Origin of the sequence: Paenibacillus xanthanilyticus (genome assembly GCF_042682185.1) — a bacterium.
GTDB classification, from domain to species: Bacteria; Bacillota; Bacilli; order Paenibacillales; family Paenibacillaceae; genus Paenibacillus_Z; species Paenibacillus_Z xanthanilyticus.
On sequence record NZ_JBHUHA010000001.1, the window covers coordinates 3,005,462 to 3,028,908 of the forward strand.

23 protein-coding genes are annotated in these 23,447 nt (G+C 58.3%); 11 read left to right on the forward strand and 12 right to left on the reverse strand.

Annotated elements, in window-relative coordinates; genetic code table 11:
* Nucleotides 1-91 precede the first annotated feature (91 nt).
* The gene (gene cshA, locus ACFSKT_RS12665; protein WP_377721364.1) at nucleotides 92-1,717 is read right to left on the reverse strand and encodes a degradosome RNA helicase CshA; all 1,626 of its coding nucleotides are present in this window, start codon (nucleotides 1,715-1,717) and stop codon (nucleotides 92-94) included.
* A gap of 209 nt (nucleotides 1,718-1,926) precedes the next feature.
* On the opposite strand from cshA, the gene ACFSKT_RS12670 reads away from it, so the two are divergent.
* The 3 genes from ACFSKT_RS12670 (at nucleotide 1,927) to ACFSKT_RS12680 (ending at nucleotide 4,553) form a co-directional block, all read left to right on the forward strand.
* Nucleotides 1,927-2,748 carry a YitT family protein gene (locus tag ACFSKT_RS12670; protein WP_377721365.1) on the forward strand — a complete coding sequence of 274 codons (822 nt, stop codon included), beginning with the start codon at nucleotides 1,927-1,929 and terminating at the stop codon, nucleotides 2,746-2,748.
* Nucleotides 2,749-2,922: 174 nt separating this feature from the next.
* The gene (locus tag ACFSKT_RS12675) at nucleotides 2,923-3,117 is read left to right on the forward strand and encodes a hypothetical protein (protein ID WP_377721973.1); all 195 of its coding nucleotides are present in this window, start codon (nucleotides 2,923-2,925) and stop codon (nucleotides 3,115-3,117) included.
* Between the two features lie 233 nt (nucleotides 3,118-3,350).
* Nucleotides 3,351-4,553 (forward strand): putative glycoside hydrolase, encoded by a 1,203-nt coding sequence (locus tag ACFSKT_RS12680; RefSeq protein WP_377721366.1) that lies wholly within the window; start codon nucleotides 3,351-3,353, stop codon nucleotides 4,551-4,553.
* Between the two features lie 136 nt (nucleotides 4,554-4,689).
* On the opposite strand, the gene pfkA is transcribed toward ACFSKT_RS12680, so the two are convergent.
* The 3 genes from pfkA to ACFSKT_RS12695 are packed head-to-tail and all read right to left on the reverse strand — an operon-like array spanning nucleotide 4,690 to nucleotide 7,123.
* Nucleotides 4,690-5,658: a 6-phosphofructokinase gene (gene pfkA, locus ACFSKT_RS12685; protein ID WP_377721367.1), complete on the reverse strand. Its 969-nt coding sequence runs from the start codon at nucleotides 5,656-5,658 to the stop codon at nucleotides 4,690-4,692.
* A gap of 37 nt (nucleotides 5,659-5,695) precedes the next feature.
* Nucleotides 5,696-6,775, reverse strand: a complete 1,080-nt coding sequence (locus ACFSKT_RS12690) for a tetraprenyl-beta-curcumene synthase family protein (protein ID WP_377721368.1) — start codon at nucleotides 6,773-6,775, stop codon at nucleotides 5,696-5,698.
* Nucleotides 6,776-6,808: 33 nt separating this feature from the next.
* Nucleotides 6,809-7,123: a hypothetical protein gene (locus tag ACFSKT_RS12695; RefSeq protein WP_377721369.1), complete on the reverse strand. Its 315-nt coding sequence runs from the start codon at nucleotides 7,121-7,123 to the stop codon at nucleotides 6,809-6,811.
* A 205-nt stretch (nucleotides 7,124-7,328) separates the two neighbouring features.
* Here ACFSKT_RS12695 and ACFSKT_RS12700 point away from each other — a divergent pair, with 205 nt between their 5' ends.
* A complete protein-coding gene (locus tag ACFSKT_RS12700; protein ID WP_377721370.1) occupies nucleotides 7,329-8,558 on the forward strand; it encodes an MFS transporter in 1,230 nt (409 codons plus the stop codon).
* Between the two features lie 104 nt (nucleotides 8,559-8,662).
* Here the strand turns inward: ACFSKT_RS12700 and ACFSKT_RS12705 are convergent, their stop codons facing one another.
* Nucleotides 8,663-8,860, reverse strand: coding sequence for a cold-shock protein (locus ACFSKT_RS12705; RefSeq protein WP_148931803.1), 198 nt, complete (start codon nucleotides 8,858-8,860; stop codon nucleotides 8,663-8,665).
* 78 nt (nucleotides 8,861-8,938) lie between these two features.
* Nucleotides 8,939-9,646, reverse strand: coding sequence for a class I SAM-dependent methyltransferase (locus ACFSKT_RS12710; protein WP_377721371.1), 708 nt, complete (start codon nucleotides 9,644-9,646; stop codon nucleotides 8,939-8,941).
* A 169-nt stretch (nucleotides 9,647-9,815) separates the two neighbouring features.
* Between ACFSKT_RS12710 and ACFSKT_RS12715 the strand changes: the two genes are divergently transcribed.
* The 3 genes from ACFSKT_RS12715 to pepF all read left to right on the forward strand — a co-directional run bounded on the left by ACFSKT_RS12715 (nucleotide 9,816) and on the right by pepF (nucleotide 12,392).
* The gene (locus ACFSKT_RS12715; protein WP_377721372.1) at nucleotides 9,816-10,049 is read left to right on the forward strand and encodes a hypothetical protein; all 234 of its coding nucleotides are present in this window, start codon (nucleotides 9,816-9,818) and stop codon (nucleotides 10,047-10,049) included.
* A 199-nt stretch (nucleotides 10,050-10,248) separates the two neighbouring features.
* Complete coding sequence (locus tag ACFSKT_RS12720; RefSeq protein WP_377721373.1) at nucleotides 10,249-10,425, forward strand: hypothetical protein; 177 nt, start codon at nucleotides 10,249-10,251, stop codon at nucleotides 10,423-10,425.
* A gap of 176 nt (nucleotides 10,426-10,601) precedes the next feature.
* On the forward strand, nucleotides 10,602-12,392 hold the full coding sequence (gene pepF, locus ACFSKT_RS12725) for an oligoendopeptidase F (protein ID WP_377721374.1): 1,791 nt from the start codon (nucleotides 10,602-10,604) through the stop codon (nucleotides 12,390-12,392).
* Nucleotides 12,393-12,560: 168 nt separating this feature from the next.
* Here the strand turns inward: pepF and ACFSKT_RS12730 are convergent, their stop codons facing one another.
* Both ACFSKT_RS12730 and ACFSKT_RS12735 read right to left on the reverse strand, forming a co-directional pair.
* Nucleotides 12,561-13,361 carry a hypothetical protein gene (locus tag ACFSKT_RS12730; RefSeq protein ID WP_377721375.1) on the reverse strand — a complete coding sequence of 267 codons (801 nt, stop codon included), beginning with the start codon at nucleotides 13,359-13,361 and terminating at the stop codon, nucleotides 12,561-12,563.
* 162 nt (nucleotides 13,362-13,523) lie between these two features.
* Nucleotides 13,524-14,354 carry a DUF92 domain-containing protein gene (locus ACFSKT_RS12735; protein WP_377721376.1) on the reverse strand — a complete coding sequence of 277 codons (831 nt, stop codon included), beginning with the start codon at nucleotides 14,352-14,354 and terminating at the stop codon, nucleotides 13,524-13,526.
* A 171-nt stretch (nucleotides 14,355-14,525) separates the two neighbouring features.
* On the opposite strand from ACFSKT_RS12735, the gene ACFSKT_RS12740 reads away from it, so the two are divergent.
* A complete protein-coding gene (locus tag ACFSKT_RS12740) occupies nucleotides 14,526-15,671 on the forward strand; it encodes an HD domain-containing phosphohydrolase (protein ID WP_377721377.1) in 1,146 nt (381 codons plus the stop codon).
* Nucleotides 15,672-15,708: 37 nt separating this feature from the next.
* On the opposite strand, the gene ACFSKT_RS12745 is transcribed toward ACFSKT_RS12740, so the two are convergent.
* The 4 genes from ACFSKT_RS12745 to ACFSKT_RS12760 all read right to left on the reverse strand — a co-directional run bounded on the left by ACFSKT_RS12745 (nucleotide 15,709) and on the right by ACFSKT_RS12760 (nucleotide 19,733).
* Nucleotides 15,709-16,440 (reverse strand): glycerophosphodiester phosphodiesterase, encoded by a 732-nt coding sequence (locus ACFSKT_RS12745; RefSeq protein ID WP_377721378.1) that lies wholly within the window; start codon nucleotides 16,438-16,440, stop codon nucleotides 15,709-15,711.
* Entirely contained in the window at nucleotides 16,441-17,901 is a 1,461-nt protein-coding gene (locus ACFSKT_RS12750) for a CapA family protein (protein ID WP_377721379.1), read from the reverse strand.
* A gap of 87 nt (nucleotides 17,902-17,988) precedes the next feature.
* Nucleotides 17,989-18,990 (reverse strand): MBL fold metallo-hydrolase, encoded by a 1,002-nt coding sequence (locus ACFSKT_RS12755; protein WP_377721380.1) that lies wholly within the window; start codon nucleotides 18,988-18,990, stop codon nucleotides 17,989-17,991.
* On the reverse strand, nucleotides 18,990-19,733 hold the full coding sequence (locus ACFSKT_RS12760) for a class I SAM-dependent methyltransferase (protein WP_377721381.1): 744 nt from the start codon (nucleotides 19,731-19,733) through the stop codon (nucleotides 18,990-18,992). Before ACFSKT_RS12760 ends, ACFSKT_RS12755 begins: the two co-directional genes overlap by 1 nt.
* Before the next feature lie 166 nt (nucleotides 19,734-19,899).
* Here ACFSKT_RS12760 and ACFSKT_RS12765 point away from each other — a divergent pair, with 166 nt between their 5' ends.
* Genes ACFSKT_RS12765 through ACFSKT_RS12775 form a run of 3 tightly spaced genes read left to right on the forward strand, consistent with a single transcriptional unit; the run spans nucleotide 19,900 to nucleotide 23,428 of the window.
* On the forward strand, nucleotides 19,900-21,231 hold the full coding sequence (locus tag ACFSKT_RS12765; RefSeq protein WP_377721382.1) for a spore germination protein: 1,332 nt from the start codon (nucleotides 19,900-19,902) through the stop codon (nucleotides 21,229-21,231).
* On the forward strand, nucleotides 21,228-22,328 hold the full coding sequence (locus ACFSKT_RS12770; RefSeq protein ID WP_377721383.1) for a hypothetical protein: 1,101 nt from the start codon (nucleotides 21,228-21,230) through the stop codon (nucleotides 22,326-22,328). Before ACFSKT_RS12765 ends, ACFSKT_RS12770 begins: the two co-directional genes overlap by 4 nt.
* Complete coding sequence (locus ACFSKT_RS12775) at nucleotides 22,325-23,428, forward strand: Ger(x)C family spore germination protein (RefSeq protein WP_377721384.1); 1,104 nt, start codon at nucleotides 22,325-22,327, stop codon at nucleotides 23,426-23,428. The genes ACFSKT_RS12770 and ACFSKT_RS12775 overlap by 4 nt, the downstream gene beginning before the upstream one ends.
* Nucleotides 23,429-23,447 lie beyond the last annotated feature (19 nt).

The window sequence follows — 23,447 nt, forward strand, 5'->3', positions numbered from 1 at the left end:
CCCAGCCGATCTAGCGGCGGGAGCGCCCCGTTCTTGCGTTCATTCCGCGTTGTCACGCGGACGAACGTTGTTCCGTTCTACTTAGCGATGCTTATTGTTCTTGGCGAGGACGACGGTATTCGCCGCTCGAGCTGCGTCCGCCACCGCTTCCACCGCTGCCGCCGTCACGGCTGCCGCCGTAACCACCGCGGTTGCTGCTGCTGCTGCTGCTGCCGCCGTCACGGCTGCTGCCGTAACCGCCACGGCTGCCGCCGCCGCTGTATCCGCCACGGCTATCGCCGCTGCGTCCACCCTCGGAACGGCCGCGCGGGCCGTTGCCGCTGCGATTGCCGCTGCCGAATGGACCGCCGGAGAAACGACGTCCGTTCGAACGAACATCCGGTCTGCGTTTCTTCGCGCGAATCGGATCTTCCGGCGTAAGCTCGATGCTGACATCCTTCTTCTCGCCCGTGATGAGCTTGATTGCGGCTGCCAGAAGGTTGACCGAATCATATTGCTCCAGCAATTGGATCGCGATGCCTTTGTATTCGTTAATGCTTTCTTCTTGAACGAATTCCAGAATCCGCTCGGCCGTTACGCGTTGCTTGCCTTCAATCGCTTCCGCGATGCTTGGCAGCGGCTTCTTCGGAATTTTGTGACGCGTTACTTTCTCGATGAAGTGCAGGTGATCGATCTCGCGCGGCGTGACGAACGACCAAGCCGTGCCTTCTTTGCCGGCGCGGCCCGTACGGCCGATACGGTGAACGTAGCTCTCCGGATCTTGCGGCAAGTCGAAGTTGATAACGTGCGTTACGCCCGATACGTCGAGACCGCGCGCTGCCACGTCCGTCGCCACGAGCACGTCGATGCTGCCGTCGCGGAACTTGCGCATAACCGCGTCGCGCTGATTCTGGGACAAGTCGCCGTGCAGGCCGTCAGCCGAGTATCCGCGCTTCTGGAGCGCTTCGCTCAGTTCGTCGACGCGGCGCTTCGTGCGGCCGAAAATGATCGCGAGCTCCGGCGATTCCATGTCCAGCAAACGGCTGAGCGCTTCGAACTTCTGGCGTTCGTGCACTTCGATGTACGCTTGGTCGATCAGCGGCGCGCTGACTTGTTTCGGAATAACCGATACGTGCTCAGGGTTCTTCTGGAACTGAGCGGCAAGACGTTGGATGTTCGGCGGCATCGTAGCCGAGAACAGCATGGTTTGACGTTCTTCCGGTACAAGGGAGAGGATGCTCGTGATGTCTTCCATGAAGCCCATATCCAGCATTTCGTCGGCTTCGTCAAGGACAACCGTCTGTACGTCGTCGAGCTTGATGGTCTTACGGTTGATGTGGTCGAGCAGCCGTCCCGGCGTGCCGATGATGATTTGAGGACGCTTCTTCAGCGCGCGGATTTGGCGGCCGATCTCTTGTCCGCCGTAAATTGGCAGTGAACGGAGACCTTTGTACTTCGTCAGCTTGCCGATTTCTTCCGATACTTGAATCGCCAGTTCGCGCGTCGGCGTCATGATGAGGGCGACGATCCGATCTTCGCTAGTCGGGATTTTGTTAATAAGCGGTATCGAGAACGCAGCCGTCTTGCCCGTTCCCGTCTGAGCTTGACCGATTAAATCGCTGCCGGTGAGCGCAATAGGAATGGACTTGGATTGAATTGGGGTCGCTTCTTCGAAGCCCAATTCCGTGATGGCTTGTAACACTTTTGGTTCCAAGCCGAATTCAGCAAATGTTTTCAAACTAACTCAAACTCCTTTAATCTGCATCCACAGAAAATATACAGTTCATTATAGCACAGTTCTCTTCACGAATACCAGCTAACGGAAAAGTGGCATAATATCCGGTAAAAGCCGGCAGCCTTGGAAAACCGGGCATTCTGGCGTTTCTTGTCGAAACAGCATACAATAGGGTTCGAAAACATACCATGTCGAGAGGAACGTTTCAACAGATGTCGATTCAACACGCGCGCACAGCGGCCGCGGTCGCCCTTAGCTCCCTGCTTATCGCGTTCGGATTCAATCAATTTCTCATTCCGCACCAGATGATCAGCGGCGGCGTATCCGGCATTACCATGATCATCAGCTACGGCACCGGCCTGCAGATCAGCTGGCTGTATTTCGTACTCAACATTCCCGTATTGCTGTGGGGCTGGAAGGCGCTCGGCGTCCGCTTCGTTGCCTGGAGCGTATTCTCCGTTATTACCACGACGCTCGCCCTTCAGTTTGTCCCGGTCAAGCCCGTCGTTGACGACTTGACGCTCGGGGCCGTATTCGGGGGCATCATCGTCGGCTTCGGCAGCGGACTCACCCTGCGCGAAGGCGCTTCTTCGGGCGGCTTCGACATCGTGGCGGCGATTATTTCGCGCAAGCGCGATATGTCGCTCGGCATGCTGGTATTCCTGTTGAACGGCCTGATTATCGCGGGACTCGGCGCCATGACCGGCGACTGGGATATCGCGCTGTTTTCGCTTGTTTCGATTTTCACCACTGGCAAGATCATCGACTTGATCCATATTAGCCATATCAAAATTACGGCATACATCATTACCAACGAACCGGACGCGATGATCAAGGCGATGCTTCCGCTGCATCGCGGCGTAACGATCATCCGCACGCGCGGCGCGTACACGCAGACCGAGCGCGACATGCTTATGACCGTGACGACACGCTACGAGCTGGCAGAGCTGAAGCGCCTCATCGAGCAGACCGATCCGAGAGCATTCGTCAATCTGGTCGAAACGGTCGGCGTCATCGGCCAGTTTCGAAGGTAACTCGGTACCGGCACCGATAGTGTGCCAACATCGTTATACCCGGCATTCATGGAATTTCTAGCCTGGCCCTAGGTTTTTCGAGCAGCCGCTGATATAATGGAGGATATCCCGTTAGTGCATACGTTTCATGCCATGCGTTTTACCCTACTCTCTACCGGAAAGGGTGATGCTTCGATGGATATGGAAACTGTTAAGCTGTCGCGGATCGTGGAGAAGCTTGCACCGGAGCTGATCCCATTTCTTACCCAGCGCGAGCTGAATCTAAATATTGTGCTGCGAGACGGAATGGGCATTCTTGAACCGGAAGACGCGATGGAGATTGTGCAGCACAGTATATGCGAGCATCAGAAGCAAGTTTTACTGCAATAGCAGCTAACGAATATGAGAACGGGAACGCCTAGCGGCGTTCCCGTTTTTTTTGATCGTTTGCGGGAATGCAGTGGCGGTCATCGCTGCAAAAGAAGGCTTAGCCGTTTTACCTTGGCAGGCGATTCCGATTGGACGAGGGCGGTTAATATCCTTCCAAATACCTCTGTGACGGCGCCCTAAACTGCTTTATAATTTGGGTTGAAACGCGACACGCACCAAGGGAGAGGACAGCGATGGACACGATTATTGCCTTCATGCTTCTGCTGGTTCAAGCCTTAGGCGGCGACGGTTCCGGCGGACAGACGAACGCGGCCCGGGAGGTCGCGCATTCGATCTACGCAGCGGCGCTGCACGCGGAGAGCGGCCCGCTCGAAGGAGGCTCGCCCGATTCGGCGCAGGTCTCGGAGACGAAGCCCGTTAGCGCGGTGAAACAGGATCCGCAGCCGGACGCGCCTAAAGTCAAAGGTGTCTACGTGACGGCCCACAGCGCCGGAGGCTCGCGCATGACGTCCCTGCTGAAGCTGCTCGACGACACCGATCTGAACGGCATGGTGATCGACGTCAAGGACGACTATGGCTACATTACGTACCCGACGGCGAACCCGGAGCTGCTGAAGCTTGGCAAACCGCAAAAATACATACGCGATATGCCGGGCATGATGAAGAAGCTTGGCGAACATGACATCTACCCGATCGCCCGTATCGTCGTTTTCAAGGACACGGTGCTGGCACGCAGTCATCCCGAGCTCAGCTTCCGCCGCCAAGACGGCTCGGTCTGGGCGAACGGAAAAGGCGACAGCTTCGTCAATCCGTACAAGAAGGAAGTCTGGGATTACAATATCGCGATCGCGAAGGAAGCGGTTAAGCTCGGCTTCAAAGAAATTCAATTCGACTATGTCCGCTTCCCCGAAGGATTCGAGAAGAAGGCGGACGGTCTCGTCTTCGACAAGACGAAAGAAAGCCGCGTCGATGCGGTGGCCGGGTTCGTGAAGTACGCTAAGGGGCAGCTGGAGCCGCTCGGCGTGCGCGTGTCGGTCGATATCTTCGGCTACGCCGCTTCGGTCCCCGCCGCGGAAGGCATCGGCCAGGATTTCGTCAAAATTTCGAAGTACGTCGACGTGATCTGCCCGATGGTGTATCCGAGCCATTACAGCACCGGCTGGTTCGGCGTCAAGGAACCGGATACCGATCCGTACGCGACGATCAAAGGCTCGATGGTCGACACGCACAAAAAACTCGACCCGATCGGATCGTTCAAGCCGGTCATCCGGCCGTGGATTCAAGACTTTACCGCTAGCTGGCTCGGCAAAGGCCATTACGTCAAGTACGGCAAGGCTCAAGTCGAAGCGCAAATCAAAGCGTTAAAAGACACCGGCGTCGAGGAGTATTTGCTCTGGAACGCGGGCAACAAATATACCCCGGACGTTATCTATTAATTTTATCGGACGAAAAAAGCAGCGCCCCGTCATGCAGCACGATCGGGGCGCTGCTTTTGTTATGCCGACTAAAGGATAAAAAAAGCCCCACGAACCCGGCGCCCGGCGGCGTCTTGTCCATAAGGCTTCTGCTCATCTATAGCGACAACCGGCTGGCCAGGTTGTACATATCCATGTTGAACGGCTTCTTCGTGTTGACGACCTTGTCGATATCCGTCACGGTGAGCTCGCCGTTGACGATGCCGCACGCTTTGCCCGAGTCGCCTTCCATCAGCTTGCGTACCGCGAAGTCGCCCAGCTGGCTGGCCAAGATCCGGTCGTTATGCGTAGGGCTGCCGCCGCGTTGAATGTGTCCGAGCACCGTGACGCGCGGCTCGATGCCGTTGCGCTGCGTGATGCCTTGCGCGATATCTTCCCCGCTGCCGACGCCTTCCGCGACGAGAATAATGCTGTGGCGCTTGCCCGATTGGAAGTTCTCCTGCATTCTGCGCGCGACCAAATCCAGGTCGAACGGCACTTCCGGTACGAGAATCGTCTCCGCGCCGCTAGCCAGACCGGCGTACAACGCGATGTCGCCGCAATGGCGGCCCATGACTTCCACGACCGAGGAGCGCTCGTGCGAGGTCATCGTGTCGCGCAGCTTGTTGATCGCGTCGACGACGATGCTCACCGCCGTGTCGAAGCCGATCGTATAATCCGTGAACGGGATATCGTTATCGATCGTGCCCGGCAGACCCATCGTCTTGATGCCCAGCTTGCTCAGCTTGTTCGCGCCTTGGTAGGAGCCGTCGCCGCCGATGACGACCAGGCCGTCGATGCCGCGCTCGCGCAAAATGTCCGCGCCCCGCTGTTGGCCTTCCGGCGTCAGAAATTCCTTACAGCGCGCGGTCTGAAGAATCGTGCCGCCGCGTTGGATGATGTCGCCAACGCTGCGCAGATCCATCTGACGCAGGTCATTGTTGAGCAGCCCTTGATAGCCGCGCTGCACGCCGTAAACTTCGAGACCATGGTACAGCGCGCTTCGAACGACCGAACGCACAGCCGCGTTCATACCCTGCGAATCGCCACCGCTTGTAAGTACTGCAATCGATTTTACTTCTGTCATAATCCTTCCACTCCTCAAGATGACATATGTCTATAGTTTAAGATTGTTGCTTGCGAATCCATACGCTGTTCCCCCAGAAGAATAGCCGAGTCATCGGACTGCCCCGCATCAGCCTTCGCGACACGCTGCGGACGCTGTCTTGCATCCGTACTTTCGGGTCGGAAAGATACAACGCGAGCAGTCCTTCGATGATCATCCGGTGAAACCGCCATGCAGGCAACCCTCGAACATCCGCTCTCGCGCGCTCGACGAACTCGCCAAGCCGCTTAATCAGCTGGGATTGATCGTCGTAGTAATTGCAGAAATTCAAATCTCCGCCGAGCCGATCTTCCTCCTGATCGATCAAGTAATCGAGCAAAATGTGAAGACCGCAGACATGCGGGAAATACGCGCTTCGGATCCGGCTCGCCTGCTCCGGCGTGAGCGTCGGGTCGCAGGCCGCTTGGAACAGCATGAACATGCCAAGCGTCGAACCCGTCGCCGCGGCGAATTCATTCCAGCGCAGATGCCCGTAACGATTCTGATGGACATCCCACCAGGCGAGCAGCTTCGGCTCGCGCAAATCCTTGCGGATATGCTTGTACACTTGGAGATCGCCATACAACTCCACAAGCTCCCGTAAGTGAGGCTGCGCGCTCTTGTACCCCGGCAGCAGGCGAATGCTGCGCTGACAGGTAACGACTAGCTCACGCAAATAGCCGCCATCCTCGCGTTCGGCCCGCAGCGCGTAATAATCGCGCGCCTGCGCATCCGGGTCGACCGCGTCCAGCATCGATTGATGGAGCAGGCGGAAGTCCTCCGGATCGAGCGAAGTGCTTCTGTCGCATAGGTTATCCAAGTAATCGCTAATCGTCTGCAGCGACACGATGAGCGGCACCAGAATGTGGCGGTTGCCCAAATCGGCCGCGGCGTAAACGCCGCCGCCCTGGCAATGGAATTCCTTGCTCGCCATGCTGGCCAGCGCCTGCGTCCGAAGCTCCACGTCGGGTATGGCCTCGGCCAGCGTCCGCAGCCGGTTCAGCTCGGCCTTCACTTCCGGCAATATGTATTTGTACATGCGGTACATCAGTTTCACGGGCGAAGCCGGAACGCGTCTTCTCGCGATTGAACGGTTCATGTTGTGAGACGTCCTCCTTGGGCCGCTGTCCGACTAGGAATGACGACGCGACTCAATCTCCTGATTGATCCGGTACCAAATATGCAAATCATTGATTCTGCTGGCCAAGTCGGCAATATCCGAATTGAGCAGGCACGACCGGTCGAAATCGTCCTCGTCGCTCAGCTGCGCCTGCTTCTCGTTAATGACGGCCTCAAACCGGATGACCAGATCCGGAATTCGGCCTCGAATGGTCTCCCACTGCTCGACGATAGCAATCCGTTCAGCCTCGCTGTAACCGTCCCATTCCCGCTCAAGCGTCGGCAGGGCGATCCCGAGTCTTTCGTTAAACACGAAAACATGATTCACCGTACCAACCCTCCAGCACTAATGTACCATTTCATACCGTAATAATCCAGTCCAATGCGCGCCGGTCTCGTCCGAAAGGCGGACTTTCCTCCCTCCTTGCAATTGCTTCATATTATGCAAGAAACACGGGGCAAGCAACCGCATTTTCCATGCTATACTGGTTTACAAATCAAACACGTTATTGGCAGACGGAGGTAACATGCGTATGGAAGCAACAGAACCAGCCCCCGGGACCAATCCGGCGGGTATCGAAGACGAGCGGACGAGACATGCGGCGGCAACCAAAGAGACGAACCTGCTCCGTTCCTTCACCTTTTCGATCTACATGACGCAGGCGGTAATCGTCTCGTTCCTTCCCCTTTACTTTCTCGATAAAGGGTTCAGCACGTCGCAAATCGGCATTTTGTATTCGACGGGACCCTTCATCTCGATCTTCGCCAATCTGCTGATCGGTATCGCCAGCGATAAATACCGGACGCTCAAGAGGATTTTCCATCTGCTCCTAATTGGACAGCTTCTTATGGTGGCACTGCTGTTCCAGACCTCGGCTTTCGCCGGCGTCTGCTTCGTGATGGCCGCGTTCTACTTCTTCCAGACGCCGATGAACCCGCTGAGCGACAGTATGATCCTACTCTCGACCCAGTATACGGGAAGACCTTATTCTCTCGTCCGCATCTTCGGCTCGCTCGGCTTCGCTTTGTCGGCTTACGGGTTCGGACTGCTGCTCAAACAGACCGGTTCGGACTTGACGCTGGTGCTAGCCCTCTTCACGGTCGGCACGACGCTCGCCTTCTCCTTTACGCTGAAGGATTACCAGGGCTCGCTTCGCAAAATGGAATTCGGCGGCTTCTTCCAGCTTATCCGCAAGCCCGAGATTCTCATTTTCTTTCTCATCGTGCTGGTCATCTCGATCTCCCACCGGATGTACGAAGGCTTCCTCGCCGTCACGATGCGGGAGATGGGGGCGAGCGATTCGCTCGTCGGGCTGGCTTGGCTCGTCTCCGCCGTCAGCGAAATTCCGATCCTGTTCCTCCTGGGCAAATACGGCCACAAGTTCAAGGAGCTTCCGCTGCTCGTCATCGCTTGCGTCATGTACGCGATCCGCTTCTGGCTGGTCAGCGTCGTCGATTCCCCGGAATGGCTCATCCCGGTGCAAGCGATGCACAGCGTGACGTTCGGCGTCTATTTCGCCACCGCGCTCCGTTATCTCTCCGCGGTCATTCCCGACGAATTCCGTTCCTCGGGGCAAGCCGTCTACGCCATCGTATGGTCGGGCTTCGCGGGCATTATTAGCGGCACGGCGGGCGGCAGCGTGTTCGAATACTTCGGCCGGTCGCGCTTCTATCAGCTCGCCATGGCGCTCGCGCTGCTGGCGGCGGTCGGCTTCCTCGCGAAGCATATGTGGAACCGCCGGGCCGAGTCCCGCTTGCCTTAACCGATCATTCATAGGCTCGGTACGAATACGAAAAAGAACCCCTGACGCTTCGTCAGGGGTTTGTTGTGCTATATGGGAGCGTTCCGTCGGAACGGTCGGGTCGCTTACAGCTTGATGACGTTCGAAGCTTGCGGTCCGCGGTTGCCTTGGGTAATTTCGAATTCGACCGATTGACCTTCATCCAGCGTCTTGAAACCTTCGCCTTGAATGGCGGAGAAATGAACGAATACGTCGTCGCCGTTCTCCACTTGGATGAAGCCGTAGCCTTTCTCTGCGTTAAACCATTTTACTGTTCCTTTCAATTGAACAACCTCCTAAAATAAGTCGCCGCTTGCGCGTGCGATTGGTCCAAGTATACACCCGCTGGAAAGGAATTGCAATCAAAGGTGAATTTGCAAGCCTTGTTCCGAACCTGGAATAAAGGGAAGCTTCGAGCTGAACAGCTCCGGCGTTCCTCCCAACCTGCTGGCTGCTTTCATTATATGCGGCAGGTGCGGATACGGCTCCCATTTTAGCGACAGGAGCGGATATATTTTGACGGTGCCGCCCGGCGCGCAGACTCGCATCATCTCCGCGACGGCCCGTTCGTGGAATTCGGGACCGAATTGATCGGCATACAGAAACAAAAAGTGGCTGCACAGCACGAGGCTGAACCGGTCATCTTCAAAAGGCAGCTCAGGCAGAGCGCCAGCGACATATCGCGATCTGCCCGCCTCGCTAGCCAGATGCTCGGTGAACTTGTTCAACGACGCGACCCTGCCCGCCCGGTGGCGGCTGATATCGCCGTAATACGTCCAGTCGAACTGACCCGACAACGCGTCCAGCTTCGCGGTCGACGTCTCGATCTCCTCTCGCGCTTCGGCGATCCAGGCATCGGTATCGGGCGAGCCGTATCTCGGATCGAGCGCGGTGCCCTGGAATCCCCGCGCGCCGAGCTCCGCCGTGAAGGACGAGCCTCCCGCGGCAATATCCAGCACCTCGCCTTGCGCGAGCTGCGTTTCGTTCAAATCAAACATTCGCGTGTACTCGTCAAACCCACGGCACGTCATGGCCACGCCCACCTGCGCGTATTCCTTTTTGATACTCATCTTCTCTCATCTCTCCTCGGCTCTTCTCGTCTCGGCTCGACTCTTCTCTTCATGGGGGCGATGCGGGGCTCGCCGGTTTCCATATTTTAACACGCGCCCCATTTGATTTCTACCCCTATTTATCGCTATCATGGAAGGATAACCTTTTCCTATAATGGAGGCATTCCTTATGTTCAAAAAACATGAAATCTACAAAACCGATAAATACAATATGCTGAATGTGGAAGTACAGGGCAAGACGCTGATCGTCCGCGAAATTTCCGATCAATGGGGCGAGGAGTGCCATACGTTCGTCAGCCGGCCGCAATTGCTCCACTGGGCAGAGAACCGCTTCCGCGCGGAGGACTTCCTCGGCCGGGAGGACGAGCTGGCCGAGATCATGGCGCGTTTTCGTGAAGTATAGCCAGGCGCAAACCAATTCACGATATGCTGCTCCTGGCACAGCCAGGGGCAAACCAATTCGCTTTAGCTGAATGCTGCACTTTTGGCTGCGCCAAATCGCAAACCAATCAGCATCTTAAAGGAAATTTCACCCTTCTCGTCGAACATAACAGACATAGCGACCGCATAGGTTGTGCGAAAGGGAGATTACTGCCGTGGACATGTCCGCAACAACGATTATTTTCATCATCGCCGCCTTTTCGCTGGGCCTGATCGTCATCATGCAGCGGAACAACATTCCGCCAAAGCTGCGCAGAGGACTTGCGATGGCTTCGATCGCGTTTATCGCGTTCGCCTTTTTCCTGATTGTTTATAGCCTGACAACCATGGGGTCATAATGAAGCCGCGGACGGGTCACACTAGGGGCAAACCGTAAATTGGAGCGTGGTTCCAGTTGAAATGGCTGCCCCTAGTTCTGTCCCTGTCTCTGCTGCCGGGCGCTTCCGCCGTCTCGGTGAAGCCCCCCGGCGCGTCAGCGGACTCATCCACTATATACCAACCGAGGAGGATACCGATGAATCACGTACCGAAACGTTCCGAAACCGCACCCGAGCACCGCTGGAAGCTGGAAGACATCTTCGCCGATCAGGCGGCATGGGACAAGGAATACGCGGAAGCGAAAGAACTGATGAAAAAGGTGTCCGCCTACGAAGGCAAGCTGGCCGATCCGCAGCAATTGAAAGCCTGCTTCGAACTGGAGGACGAATTGTCCCTTCATGTCGAGCGGCTCTACGTCTACGCCAACATGAAGCATCACGAGGACACGGCGGAGCCGACGTACCAGGCGCTCTCCGACAAGTCGAAGAAGCTGTCCGTCGAGACCGGCGAGGCGCTCTCGTTCGTGACGCCGGAGGTGCTCAGCCTCTCCGACGACCAGCTGAACGCGTTCATCGCCAATCCGGAGCTCGCCAAATACCGTCACACGCTCGAAGAAATGCGCCGCCAGAAAGCCCACGTCCTCTCGAAGTCCGAGGAGCAGCTGCTCGCGCAGGTCGGCAACGTCAGCCAAGCGCCGAACACGATCTACAGCATGCTGAACAATGCGGACCTCAAGTTCCCGAAGGTGAAGAACGAGAACGGCGAGGAAATCGAGCTGACGCAAGGCCGCTACATCCAGTTCCTCGAGAGCAAAAACCGCGACGTCCGCAGCGCCGCGTTCAAAGCGATGTACGATACATACGGCAAGCTCAAGAACACGATCGCCTCCACGCTGAACGCGAACGTGACGAAGAACATTTTCTACTCGCGCGCCCGCAAATATCCTTCGGCGCTCGAGATGTCGCTGTATGGCGACAACATCCCGAAGAGCGTCTACACGAACCTGATCGACACGATCCACAAGCATCTGCCGCTCATGCATCGGTACATGGAGCTGCGCAAGAAGCTGCTGAAGGTCGACGAGCTGCACATGTACGATCTGTTCGCGCCGCTCGTGGAGGAATACAAGCTCGACATCACGTACGAGGAAGCGAAGAAGACCGTGCACGAGAGCTTGAAGCCGCTGGGCGAAGACTACTTGAACGTGCTGCAGCAGGGCTTCGACAACGGCTGGATCGACGTATACGAGAACGAAGGCAAGCGCAACGGCGCTTACAGCTGGGGCGCGTACGGCACGCATCCTTACGTGCTGCTCAACCATAAAGACAACTTGAACAGCATGTTCACGCTGACGCACGAAATGGGCCATGCGCTGCATTCCTACTACTCCGACGGCAATCAGGATTACCGCGACGCGCAGTATACGATCTTCCTCGCCGAAGTCGCCTCGACGCTGAACGAAGCGCTCCTGATGGACTATTTGCTGAAGAAGTCGACCGATCCGAAGGAGAAAATGTACCTGCTCACCTACTACGCCGACCAATTCCGCACGACGGTGTTCCGTCAGACGATGTTCGCGGAATTCGAGAAGCTCATTCACGAGAAGGCCGAAGCCGGAGAGTCGCTCACACCGCAGGAGCTGAGCAAGATCTACTACGACCTCAACGTCCTCTACTACGGGCCGGGCATGGTCGTCGACAAAGACATCGAGATGGAATGGGCGCGGATTCCGCATTTTTACACGAGCTTCTACGTGTACAAATACGCGACCGGCTTCTCGGCGGCGACAAGCTTCTCGAAGCAAATTCTCGAGGAAGGCGCGCCGGCCGTCGACCGCTACCTCGGTTTCCTGAAAAGCGGCGGCAGCGACTTCTCGATCAATATCTTGAAGAAAGCCGGCGTCGACATGTCCTCGCCGGAGCCGATCGAACAGGCGATGAGCGTGTTCGAGGATTTGATCGGCCAGATGGAACAGCTGACGAAGTAAACGCGGCCAGCGCGATGAGAAGCGACAGCTCCTCATTCCCAAAGCAGCCGGACACGCAAAGAAGCTTTGCCCCTAGCGGCAAAGCTTCTTTGCGTCTGTCCCTTGCGCGCCATCAGCGGCCTCCCTGCGAATCGGCGCTCGATTGCCGAGAGGCGAGCCAAGAATCGGCTAGCCCGCTGCGGCCTCCGCCAGTTCCGCGAGCACCCGCTCGCGCCGCGCGTCGCGTTCGGCCGGTGTCATTTTCGGACAGGTATAACACTTCTCGCCGTCCACGCGGCAATGATAGAGGCAGCACGAAGAATTCATCATGAGCGGCTTCTCCGGCTGCCACGGGTTATCGACGTAACGCGGGTTGCGATGCAGGAATGGATTGGTCTTGCGGCCGAACACGTCCGCCGGCACGCCCTCGGTCAGCAGCGCGTAATCCGCGAGGAAGCGCGCCTTCACCGCTTCGCGCGGCTCATGTTCCACGATAAAGTCGCGGACGTAGGCGAGCTGATAGGCGTACTGGTTCCAGATAAGCGCGCTCTTGATGCCGGCATGCGCCGCGATCGCCTCGACGGCGGGTACGATTTCCTCCCGCAAATAAGCGGTCAATCGGTCCAGCAGAAATTCGGCGCGGCCTTCCGCGGGAATATCCGTCCAACGAATCTCGCCGATTCGGTACCCGAGATGCGCGTGATCGTCATGCTGCTCAGCCTGGAACGTCAGGTTCGTCAGGCTCAAATCGAGCAGGCGGTCGTACTGCGCGCCGAAGATGAGCAGCGTCGCGCACAGATTGCAAAGCGACGTGCCCATGAAGGAAGCGACCAGCTCGTTGCCCGTCGCCTGGACGAGGGCGCTCCCCGCCTGAATCGCCGCGATCACCGCGTCCGCGTCCGTCAAGCTCGCGGCCGGCAGCTCCAGCAGCGGATGATCGAATCCCTCCGGCGAAAGATGAAAATACGTGCGGACAAACGAAAAATCCATGCCATGCTGCTCCATTATGTAGTGCCCCTTCCGGCGGCCAGACCCGCGAGGCGCGACCGCGCTGATAATCGTTATCATTGCTACGCCAAATATAAGCCCCGCTAGCTCCGCCTGTCAATCCGCCCCAGTTCGATCGATTGCAGAAAAAAAGACCGGCAGCCGCTAGCTAAGCAGCATGCCGATCCCGATTGCAACCAGTCCCGCGAACGCGGACGATACCATGTTCACCGCATCGTTGGTCATAAAACCGAAGCCTCTCGTCTTGCGCGTGGGGATACCGCAATGGGTCGTCCGCTCCGTCTCCGCGCCGCAAGCGGGGCACGCGTACATCGCCTGCACCGTCGCCCCGAGGAAGGAATCCGCAAAGGCGCCGAACAGTCCGCCGATGGCTGCAGCCGCGATGAGCACCATGACCGGATAGCCGGTTCCCCCGGGCAGCACGGTCATGCTAACGCCGATCAGCAGCGCGCCGCCGGCCGCAGCCGCGCTGCCAAGCAAGGTCACGCCGCCGCTCGTTCCGGCCTTGACGACCTTGCCGCTTAAGAGCGAGCGCGGCGCCGACCGGCTAAGCGCTCCGATCTCGGTAGCCCATGTGTCGGCATTGACCGCCGCCATCACACCCGCGAACGCGTACAGCCACCCTTCTGCAGGCCAAATGGCGTTCGCCGCGCAGATCGCTAGGCCAAGTCCGCCGTTCGCCCACACCTGACCGGCATCACGCCGGCCGCTCTTCGCGTAATTGGCTTCCGCGGCCTGCTTCTGCCGGTGCCGCTTCTTCCACTTCGACCAGAAGGACGAAGAGATAAAAAAGACGAGCAGCGTCCCGATCCACACCGGGGACCCGAACGCCATGAATCCCGCTCCCATCGCGAACGCGGACCATGCCCCGCTGGCCGAAAGCGCCCGAGCCCGCCAGGCGGCCGCGGCGGCCAAACCGCTGCCCGCCACAATCGCGAGCAGTCTCACCCACCAGATGTCCGTCCAATCGTGCATTGCTTCATTCCCCATTTCCTGCTACATTAATCGTAAGCCTCCACTTTCTTCGTTCGACACACCACAACTTTATTCGACAGGAATTCGCGGATGCATGTCGAATTGCTTTTTATACTAAATTCCTTCTTAGACCATCACCCGTCACCTATTAACCGCAAGGAGTGTCTCGCATTGCCAAACGAACGACGCGATAACGCGGGCACGAGCGGCCCGCGCCAAGAGCATACTCCCGAGCAGCTGCTTCGGATCATATTCGAATATACCGCCAAGATCGCTCATGAACGGAGCTTGGACAGCGTACTGCTGCTCATGGCCGACATGGGGCGCGAGATGATCTTGGCCGACCGCTGCACCGTCTGGCTGATCGATCAGACGCGCGGCGAATTGTTTACCAAAGTCGCCCACGGCGTGGAGCATATACGCATTCCGCTTGGTTCGGGTTTCGTCGGCCATGCCATCACCGCGGGCGAACCCCTCCTGGTCGAGGATGCGTACGCCGATCCGCGCCACAACGCCGACAATGACCGCAAGACCGGCTATCATACGAAATCCGTCATCACCGTTCCGTTCGTCGGCAGCGACGGCAGCATCATCGGCGCCTATCAAGCGATTAATAAGCAGACAGAGGATGCGCAGTTCACCTCGGCCGACCTCGAGCGGTTGGTCCTGGCCGCTTCCTATGCTGGCAAATCCCTCGAATCAGTCATGCTGCACGAGGAGATTGCCGCCACGCAGCGGGACATTATTTTCGCCATCGGGGAAATCGGCGAGAACCGATCGAAGGAAACCGGCAACCATGTTAAGCGCGTCGCGGAATATTCCTACATCCTGGCCAAAGGCTACGGCTTGAGCGAGGAAGAAGCCGAGCAGCTCAAGATCGCTTCGCCGATGCACGATATCGGCAAGATCGCGATACCCGACGCCGTCCTGCTCAAGCCGGGCAAGCTGTCCGAAGCGGAATACGAGCTGATGAAGGAGCACACGGAAATCGGCTATACGCTGCTTCGAACGTCCGGCCGCGCGCTGCTCAATATCGCCGCGACGATCGCCTATCAGCATCACGAGAAATGGGACGGAACCGGATACCCGCGCGGTCTACGCGGCGAAGAGATTCATCTATACGGCCGAATTACCGCGATTGCCGACGTGTTCGACGCGCTTGCGAGCGACCGGGTGTACAAGAAGGCGTGGGAGCTCGGGCGAATACTGGCGCTGTTCCAGGAAGAACGCGGCCGTCATTTCGATCCGCAGCTGGTCGACGTGTTCTTCCAGTCGCTTCCAACCATACTTGACATTCGCGACCGTTATAACGACTAATAAACCGGCCTCCTAACGGATGCCGGTTTATTGGCGCTTACAGGCCAAACGCCTGCGCATACCGATCCGGATAGTTTGTGCAAATCATAAGCCCCGGATGGATGCCGGCCAGCCGTCGCATCGTCTGCGCGTCGTTCACCGTCCATACCATGATCTCCACGCCCTCCTCCTTCATGACGGAGACGAGCGGCGCGGACAGGAAGAAGTGGCCCAACGACAAGAAATTAGCCTCGAGCTCCCGCAAATCGCCGACGAGCGTGGAGGGTGCCCCGTCGATGATAATTCCGGTCCGAATCTCCTTGGAGAGCGCGCGCACTTTGCGCAGCGCCTGCTGGTCGAAGGAGGTAATGACCGCATCATGCTGCAGCCCTTTCTCGTACAGCAGCTCGACCACGCGGCGTTCCAGCTCGGGATAGCGGCCGCCGTACGTCTTCAGCTCGATGTTCAGCCGGGCCCGGCCGATCGTCTCGTCGAGCAGCTCGGCGAGTGTCGGGATGCCTTCGCCTGCGAACGCTTTGTTAAATTTTGCGCCGGCATCGAACTTCCCAAGCTCCGCCGCCGTGAATTCGCCCACCCGGCCGCTTGCGGTCGTCGTGCGTCTGAGCGTGTCGTCATGGATGATGACCGGCACACCGTCCCGGGACAACTGCACGTCCAGCTCCATCCATTGCACGAAAGGAAAGGACAGCGCCTTGCGGAACGCCGCCATCGTATTCTCCGGAGCTAGCCCGGATGCGCCGCGATGCGCGCACGCTTGTACCATCATCATCTACTCCTTCGCGTTCACGTAGCCTTGCGAATCGACCGTCGCCCCTAATGAAATATCGGAAAGGCGGGCCAGCAGCGCCTCCGCCTGCTCGCCTTCGAGCGGAACGGGCTGGGACTGATTGGACCGCATTGGGTGAAACTGCAGCTGGCAGCTGCCTGATGCCGTGCACACCGCGTCTAGCACGCCGGTGTCTTTCGTTTTCTCGGTTTTCGTCATATTAAAAATATAATTGCCTAAGCTGTATGCGATCCATTTGCCTTTGTACGTCTCGAAACCTTGCAGTACGTGCGGATGGCTGCCGATGATGAGATCGGCCCCCGCGTCGATGAAATTGCGGCCGAGCTGCTTCTGATACTCCTGCGGCTTGTCGGCCTTCTCAATCCCCCAATGCACCATGACCACGACCAAATCCGCCTTCGCCTTGGCCGCCTTGATCGCTTCGATCCCTTGCTTCGCATCGCCGTAAGCTTCCGCGACGCCCGCGCGATCCGGAGCCGCTTTCCACGAGCCGACCGGCAGCACGCGGGATAACCCGACGTAGGCGACTTTGATGCCGTCCGCTTCCAGGATTACCGGCTCGTATGCCTCTCGATCGTCGCTCCCTCCACCCATATTCGGCAGGCCCATCTCATCCAAAAATCCGATCGTATCGAGCAGTCCCTCCACGCCCTGGTCGAGGGTATGGTTATTCGCGAGACTGACGACGTCGAAGCCGGCTTCCTTCAGCGCGGGCAGCGAGTCCGGCGTGCCCTTGAAGACGAACTGCTTATCCTGCGCCGGCGTGCCCCGCTTCGTGATCGGATTCTCCAGATTGCCCGCCGTCAAATCCGGCTCCTGCAAATACGGCAGCGACTTGGCGTAGGGATAGTCATATCCGTTCTTCTCCATCAACGCTTGCACGTTCGCGGCGAGCAGGATATCGCCGACGAACGATAATCGAATCGTCTTCCCGGACGGTTCCGGGCTGTCGTTCGTTGCCGCTCCGTCGTCGCCAGCCGACGAGCCTGAACCGCTCTCGCCGGCCGATGGCGGAGAAGACGTTTCGTCCGAATCGGACGAAGGCGCTTCTTCCGCCGGGGCGGCCGCTTCTCCATTCGCCGGCTCGCCATTGGCATCGCCGGCCCCGCCGCCGTCTGCTCCGGCTGTCCCATCTTGGCTCGCGTTGGCGTCAGAGGGCGGTTCGCCCGTACCGTCTATGGCGTCCGCGTCCTCAGCGCCGATATTCCGGCCGTCCCCGCCCGGATCGTCCGCTGCCGGTCCGTTATCCGTCGTTGTTCCTTGCTCTTGGTCATCCGGAAGCGAATCGAGCCCTTTCTTGTTACCGTCGTCCGTCAGATAGAAGACGGCTACCAATACCCCTATGATGGCGAGCATCGATATATTCGCGATCAGCAGCCGTTTCATCCGCCTGCTTTTTCGCTGCTTGTCCTGTTTGTGCGACTCCGAGCGTGATACGTGCATCGATCCGAACCCCTTAACAAACACATATTTTAGGATAATCCCTACCATTATACCAGCGTTGGGCCGCTCCCGTAAGAGCCTCTCCCTCTAAGCGGGTACGTAGCGGATTCCGCCTGTTGCCTCCTCGGCGATCAGTCGGCCGGATCGCTCCAGATAGACCAGATGCGCCAGCGTCTCGGCCATGGCGAAGCGGAGATTATGCGCATTGCCCGCGATCCGCGGGCCGAACAACGCCTCGCATATCGCGTAGCCCGTATCCGTGCCCGAGGCCGCAAGCTCCTCGATCCGGGCCAGGCGCCGCTCATGGTGAGCGGCGATCGCCCGAATTCGTCCGCCGAAATCGGCGAACGGGTCCCGGTGCCCCGGGAAGGCCAGCTTCACCTCGTACCCCTCAAGCTCGGCCAACGACTCGAGGAACCGCGCAAGCGGGTCGGCATCCTCGCCGGGCACGACGCTAATATTCGGCGTGATATCCGGCAGCACCTGATCGCCGCAGATCATCCAGCCGGCCGCTTTCGCGTAGAAGCACAGCTGTCCCCTGGCATGCCCCGGCGCATTGATCGCGAGCCACTCCACGCCGCCCATATGCAGACGCTCGCCCGCTTCGAGATACGTGACGACCGGCTGCGGGGATACTCGCGGCGTGAAGCTCTCCAGATGCGAAGCAACCGCCTCCTGCAACGGCTCCGGCATGCCGTGCCGGGCGAATAAGCCAACCAGCTCGCCGTTGAAGGCGCGGTCTTCGCCCCACAGTCTTCTCGCGTACGCATGCGATTGGCTGGACATCCACACCTGCGCGCCCGCGCGCTCCTGGAACCACCCGGCTAGCCCATAATGGTCCGGATGCTGGTGCGTCAACACGATCCGGCGGATATCCTCGAAACGGATGCCGAGCATCTCCATCGCCTTCGCCCATGCCGCTTCCGCCTCATCCGTGCGCAGCCCCGGATCGATCAGCGTATACCCGCCCTCGCCTTGCACCAAGTAACTATTCACCCATTTGAGCGAGAACGGCAGCGGGATTTTAACTTGCATGATTCCGCCCGGCCAAGCCGTCACGCCTTCCATCTCATTGGCCATGCTTGCCATTAGCCCTTCACCCTCCCCGCGATAATCATCCGCTGGGAAGCATTCGAGTCATAATCGGCGCCGCCGTAATCCCCATAGACACGTTCGATCCGCAATCCCGCTTGTCCGAGCTCCCGTTCGAACCAAGCGAGCGGGAACAAGCGGACGCGCTCCTCATACGTCCTGGGCGGTTCGCCCGGCAGCCCAACCGCGATCTGCTTCGTCACCCAGCCGTCCGAGACCGCCCGGCGCTCCTCGATGACGAGCCCGGTCGGCTCGTCCACCCGGCGCGAATGCGGAACAAGATGCTTCTCGACATAGGCCGGGTTCATGAAGTCAATGAGGAACTGGCCGTCCGGACGCAGCACGCGCCGGATTTCGCGCAGCACCTGTCCGTTGTCCGCTTCCTCCGCGAAATATCCGAACGATGTGAACAAATTGACCGTCGCCCGGAACGTCCCGTCTTCATAAGGAAGCGCGCGCATATCCCCTTGGCGGAACTTGACCCGCCCCTCCTTGTTATGCGCGATGGCCTCCGCGAGCAGCGCCTCGGAGAGGTCGATCCCGCTGACGTTATAGCCGAGCTCCGCCAGCGCCACAGCGTGGCGTCCCATGCCGCAGCCGATATCCAGCACCTCCGCCTCTTCGGGCAGCTGCAGCCAACCGGCCATCCGCTGCGCTTCCGCCGCCGCTTGCTCCCAATTGCGATGCCTGTATACGACTATATAATCAGAGCCGAAGCTCTTCTCGAACCACGCTTTCATCTTACGCCCTCCCAAGAAATAACCAGAATGATTCCCCTGTTATTGTACTGTACCCGCCGCATATCTGGCAAAATCTGCTCGCCCCGCTGGCATACTTTGCCTCCCTTATGGCGCATACTAACCAAACTGCGATACATCTGCATGCAGCGGAAGGGAGGCGCGTACGATGCTTAACCGGATCGGCTCCATCATGGCGGAAGCCAAGGATTTGAATACCCACCGGCTTCAGAACAAGGAACGAATCATCGAGCTGGCCTATATTTCCTCGCTCTGCGACGAAAGTAAAGTGAGCGACTTCATCATCGTTCCTTTCATGAAAGAAGAAGAAGATTTCCTGACGATGCTTATCCATAATCCGAACTTCACCGAGCTGAACGATGCGGCCAAATGGGCCGATACGCTGCTGCGCGGCTTCGCGCTCATCTCCGCGGAGCACCGGGTCTTTACGCTTGACGCCGCCCGGATCATCCGCAGCGCGACGCCGCAAACCCAAGTCGAGACGGCGATCATGGGCTCGCAAATCGCGCTCAGCGAAGATTTGATCGACTCCATCAACATTATTCGCAACCGCTACCCTTCTCCGGAGCTGGCCGTGGAAGAGACGACGCTCGGCAACGTGTCGCGGACCCGCACGATGCTCGTGTTCGACAACCGCCGCGTGGATCCGACCGTGCTCGCGAACGTGCGTGAGAGTCTTCGCAAGCTTGACGTCGATTTCGTCCAGGCGGCCGGACAGCTGGAGCGCCTCATCAGCGGTCGCAAGCACAGCTTGTTCCCGACGATGCTGATTACCGAACGCCCCGACCGCGTTACGGGCAGCCTGCAGGCCGGTAAAGTCGTGCTGCTGCTGCAAGGCTCGGGCTTCGCGCTCATCATGCCCGCGACGTTCTTCGAGTTCATGAGCGCCGTCGACGACGAGTTCGATTCCTTCTGGATGACGCGGTTCCTGATCATCCTGCGGTACGGCGCCATCATTCTGACCATTCTGCTGCCGTCGCTGTACGTCGCCGTCGTCTCGTATAATCCGGAGCTATTCCGAGTGCAGCTGGCGTTCTCCATCGCGGGCAGCCGATCGGCCGTACCCTATCCGTCGTTCATCGAGGTCATGATCATGCTGTTCATGATCGAATCGCTTATCGAGGCCAGCGTCAGGCTGCCCAAATATATCGGTTCCACGGCGACGACCGTCGGCGGCCTCATTCTGGGCCAAGCCGCGCAGCAGGCCGGGCTGGTCAGCAGCATCATGATCATCGTCACGTCGGTCGTCGCGATCTCCAATTTCGTCGTGCCGGTGAACAACATGTCCGTCGCGATCCGATTCTTGAAATATCCGCTCCTCGTGCCCGCGATTTTTTTCGGTCTGAGCGGCGTTGCCGTCGGCATTTTCGTCTATCTCGTCTATTTGGCGGATTTGCGCAGCTTCGGCAAGCCATATTTCCGGATTCTCGGGCCGACGAAACGGCATAAGGGCGATATCGGGCAGGTGAAGCCGTCTTGAGCCGCTATTTCTACTATCACATCGTGCTCGTCGCCCTGCTGAACTTGATGCTGTTCGTGCCGCACATTCTAATCCGCTACCGCTTTAGCGGAGCCTTAACCTCTATGGCGATTTCGGTCGTCGTCGGCACGGGGCTTTGCTTAATGTTCACGTCGATTATGTGCAAGTATCCGGGACAAGGGCTGCCGGAAATCTTGAATCAATTTCTGCCGCGCTCGGTCACGCTGCCGTTCATGATCTTCATGGCCGTCATGTGGATCATCGGTCCTTCCATCGCGGTCGTCTCGTACGCCGTGCTGATTAACCGGTTCATCAACCCGGACACCAGCCCCATTCTCGTGCTTGTGCTGCTGTGCGTCGTTTGCCTCTACGCGGCGACGCGGCCGACGATGACGATTATTTTCTTGATCGAAATGGGACTGGTACTCAATTTGCCGCTCATCCTGTTCATTCTCTTTAAAGCGGTGCGCAATGACGCGATCAACTGGGACGCGATCCATACGGTGGCCAACTACTGGACGCAGATGCCGAAATGGAACGCGATCGGCGCCGCAACCTACATTTTCACCGGATACGTCAACTTGGCCGTCTACAACCGCGCCATGCCGCCGAACGTGCGTATCCGCCACCGCTGGACGATACCGCTGGTCGGCTTGCTCGTCCTGGCGATGACGTTTTTCGTCCCTATCGGCTTTCACGGAACGGAGACCGTGGACGAATACCTGTACGTATGGAGCTTGACTGCCGATTCGATGATCATGAGCTACGGCTTCATTGAGCGGGTCATCTTCGTGTTCCTCATTATGTACTTGAATTTGACGCTCATCTACACGGCATCCGGCTGGCATCAAGCGATCGAGTTTCTGAAGGGACTCGCCAAGGACTATAAGCCCGATATCGATGGCGTTCCGATGAAAAAGGCGGGCGTGCTCATCGGCACCGCCATCGTGGTCGCGACAGTGCTCTACCTCTACTTGTTCAACGAGAAGATTACCTTCCAGCTGTCCGAATATTGGCTCGGATTCCGGCTCATCGTCGAGATCGCCACGGTCGGATTCTTGTTCATGCTCGTGCGAAAGGGGAAGACCCGCTCATGAGAGGCAAAGGGCTTCTGGCGGTTCTGCTGCTGGCGGTTCTGCTGCCTTCGCTGGCCGGCTGCGGATTCAAGGATATCGACAAACGCTTCTTTATCGTCGCGCTGGGCATCGATGCCGCCGATGAAGGCAAAGGCTTCAAGGTGACGCTTCGGCTGGCCGTGCCCTCGCCCAAGATCGAACCGGGCTCCGCGCTGTCGCAAGTGAAGACGATCCAGGCGCCGACGATCGCCGAAGCTGTCCGGCTGGCCAAATCGCACGTGGACAAAGAGCTCGATTTCGGCCATTGCAAAGTGTTCGTGCTCGGCGAGAAGCTCGTCAAGAAGAACTATTCGGATGTGCTGGAATGGATGACGCGCCGACGTGACATTCAATCCGTCTCGTATTTGGCTATCGGCCGGCCGGACGCCCAGTCGATCGTGAAGATCGCGCCCAAAACCGAGCGGTATCCGGGCAACTCGCTATTCCTCGCGTTCGGCGAGGACGGGACCGAATCGTCCTACTCCATCTCCACCTACCTCTTTGACTTTAACCGTCGGCACGGCGAGCATGGCATGGATCCGGTCCTGCCGCTCATCCGTAAAGCCCCGAAGGAGGAGGATTATTACATCTCGCGGATCGCCCTGCTGGACAAGTCGAAGATGGTCATGCTGCTAACGCCACAGGAATCGCAGCTGTACAACCAAATCGCCAACCGTTTCGATAAATCGACCATCCGGGCCACGATCGACGAAGAGAACGTCGTACTCGCCGCCAACGCGGTGTCTTCCCGCTACAAAATCATCAGCGGCCAGGACGGGAATCATAAGCTGAGACTCAAGATGAAAATCAGCGGCTTGTTCGAGGAGGCGCCCATCGGCATTTATGAGAAGGACTGGCACAAGCTGGAGCAGAATCTGGGCGAGCAGATGGAGGCGCAGATTAAACGCATGCTAATCAAAATCCAAAAAGCCGGCATCGATCCCTTCGGCTTCGGATTAAAGTACCGGGCCACGCACGCGGGCAACGATCAAACGTGGAAAAACTGGCAGAAGATCTACCCGGAGCTGGAGTTCGACGTGAAGGTCAATGTCCATGTGGAAGGAACGGGACTGTCGAGATAAGGGAGAACGCACGCGCACG

Excerpts from the sequence above, each read along its gene's own strand:
- ACFSKT_RS12700 (WP_377721370.1), top strand. The coding sequence starts at position 7,329 with ATGGAAGCAACAGAACCAGCCCCCGGGACCAATCCGGCGGGTATCGAA.
- ACFSKT_RS12765 (WP_377721382.1), top strand. The coding sequence starts at position 19,900 with ATGCTTAACCGGATCGGCTCCATCATGGCGGAAGCCAAGGATTTGAAT.
- ACFSKT_RS12690 (WP_377721368.1), bottom strand. The coding sequence starts at position 6,775 with ATGAACCGTTCAATCGCGAGAAGACGCGTTCCGGCTTCGCCCGTGAAA.
- ACFSKT_RS12730 (WP_377721375.1), bottom strand. The coding sequence starts at position 13,361 with ATGGATTTTTCGTTTGTCCGCACGTATTTTCATCTTTCGCCGGAGGGA.
- ACFSKT_RS12755 (WP_377721380.1), bottom strand. The coding sequence starts at position 18,990 with ATGGCAAGCATGGCCAATGAGATGGAAGGCGTGACGGCTTGGCCGGGC.
- ACFSKT_RS12675 (WP_377721973.1), top strand. The coding sequence starts at position 2,923 with ATGGATATGGAAACTGTTAAGCTGTCGCGGATCGTGGAGAAGCTTGCA.
- ACFSKT_RS12680 (WP_377721366.1), top strand. The coding sequence starts at position 3,351 with ATGGACACGATTATTGCCTTCATGCTTCTGCTGGTTCAAGCCTTAGGC.
- pepF (WP_377721374.1), top strand. The coding sequence starts at position 10,602 with ATGAATCACGTACCGAAACGTTCCGAAACCGCACCCGAGCACCGCTGG.
- ACFSKT_RS12775 (WP_377721384.1), top strand. The coding sequence starts at position 22,325 with ATGAGAGGCAAAGGGCTTCTGGCGGTTCTGCTGCTGGCGGTTCTGCTG.
- ACFSKT_RS12750 (WP_377721379.1), bottom strand. The coding sequence starts at position 17,901 with ATGCACGTATCACGCTCGGAGTCGCACAAACAGGACAAGCAGCGAAAA.
- ACFSKT_RS12670 (WP_377721365.1), top strand. The coding sequence starts at position 1,927 with ATGTCGATTCAACACGCGCGCACAGCGGCCGCGGTCGCCCTTAGCTCC.
- ACFSKT_RS12735 (WP_377721376.1), bottom strand. The coding sequence starts at position 14,354 with ATGCACGATTGGACGGACATCTGGTGGGTGAGACTGCTCGCGATTGTG.
- pfkA (WP_377721367.1), bottom strand. The coding sequence starts at position 5,658 with ATGACAGAAGTAAAATCGATTGCAGTACTTACAAGCGGTGGCGATTCG.
- ACFSKT_RS12760 (WP_377721381.1), bottom strand. The coding sequence starts at position 19,733 with ATGAAAGCGTGGTTCGAGAAGAGCTTCGGCTCTGATTATATAGTCGTA.
- ACFSKT_RS12710 (WP_377721371.1), bottom strand. The coding sequence starts at position 9,646 with ATGAGTATCAAAAAGGAATACGCGCAGGTGGGCGTGGCCATGACGTGC.
- ACFSKT_RS12745 (WP_377721378.1), bottom strand. The coding sequence starts at position 16,440 with ATGATGATGGTACAAGCGTGCGCGCATCGCGGCGCATCCGGGCTAGCT.
- ACFSKT_RS12720 (WP_377721373.1), top strand. The coding sequence starts at position 10,249 with ATGTCCGCAACAACGATTATTTTCATCATCGCCGCCTTTTCGCTGGGC.
- ACFSKT_RS12715 (WP_377721372.1), top strand. The coding sequence starts at position 9,816 with ATGTTCAAAAAACATGAAATCTACAAAACCGATAAATACAATATGCTG.